At 66.3% G+C, this 1,370-nt stretch carries 1 pseudogene; it reads left to right on the top strand.

The annotated features are described in order from the left end of the window. Positions 1 to 1,370 (top strand): annotated as a pseudogene (locus EOA36_RS35515) (beta-eliminating lyase-related protein); the annotation flags it as partial.

Raw genomic sequence — 1,370 nt, 5'->3', positions numbered from 1 at the left:
GGCATGGTCCGGTCCGCTTGCAGGCAATCGCCGGGCGCATCCACGCGCTGGCCAACCGCCTGGCAAGCGGCCTCGAGGCTGCGGGTGTATCGGTGCTCGGTTCCAGCCGTTTCGACACGGTGACGGTGGAGACCAAAGGCAAGGCCGCCCAGATCGCCGCCGCCGCCGAAAAGACCCACCGGCTGCTGCGTGTGCTCGACGCCGACCATGTCGGCATCAGTTTCGACGAAACCTCGACCAATGCCGATCTCGAGGCGATCGCAGCCCTGTTCGACGCCAAGGCTGCTTCTTCGGCCGACAGCACGGTGCCCGGCAAGCCGCGCGGCAAGGAGTTTTTGACCCAGCCGGTCTTCCACGAGAACAAGTCGGAAACCGAGATGATGCGCTTCCTGCGCCGGCTGGCCGACAAGGACCTGGCGCTCGACCGCGCCATGATCCCGCTGGGCTCCTGCACCATGAAGCTCAATGCCGCGGCGGAGATGATGCCGGTGAGCTGGCCGGAAATCGCCAACCTGCATCCCTTTGCGCCGGCAGCGCATTCGGCCGGCTACCGCGCCATGATCGGCGAGTTGGAAGGCTGGCTGGCGGAGATCACCGGCTTCGACGCCGTGACCTTGCAGCCCAATGCCGGCAGCCAGGGCGAATATGCCGGGCTGCTGGCCATCCGCGCCTATCACCGCTCGCGCGGTGAGGGTCATCGCACCGTCTGTCTGATCCCCTCTTCCGCGCATGGCACCAATCCGGCGAGTGCCGCGATGGCTGGCATGAGCGTCGTCGTCGTTCGCTGCCTGGAAGACGGCAACATCGACATGGACGATATGCGCGCCAAGGCCAATGAGCATTCCAGGAATCTCGCGGCGCTGATGTTCACCTATCCCTCCACGCATGGCGTCTACGAGGAAGGCGCGCGCCACCTCTGCGCGCTCATCCATGAGCATGGCGGCCAGGTCTATTTCGACGGCGCCAACCTCAACGCGCTGGTCGGACTTGCCCGTCCCGGCGACATCGGCGCCGACGTCTGCCACATGAACCTGCACAAGACCTTCTGCATCCCGCATGGCGGCGGCGGACCGGGCGTCGGTCCGATCGGCGTCAGGGCGCATCTGAAGCCCTATCTGCCCGGCCATGTCAGCGAAGGCTCGGCGCATGCCGTGGCGGCCGCCCCGTTCGGCAGCGCTTCCATCCTGCCGATCACCTGGATGTACATCCGCATGATGGGCGCTTCCGGCCTCAAGCAGGCGACCGAGACGGCGATCGTCTCGGCCAACTACGTGGCGACGCGGCTCGCCCCGCACTTCCCGCTGCTTTACAAGGGCAGGAGCGATCGTGTCGCCCATGAGTGCATCCTCGACACCCGCGTGCTCAAGGAG

Origin of the sequence: Mesorhizobium sp. M8A.F.Ca.ET.021.01.1.1 (genome assembly GCF_003998025.1) — a bacterium.
Lineage (GTDB): Bacteria > Pseudomonadota > Alphaproteobacteria > Rhizobiales > Rhizobiaceae > Mesorhizobium.
Note: the sequence above shows the minus strand (reverse complement) of the source record. Positions and strands in the feature narration are given on the sequence as shown.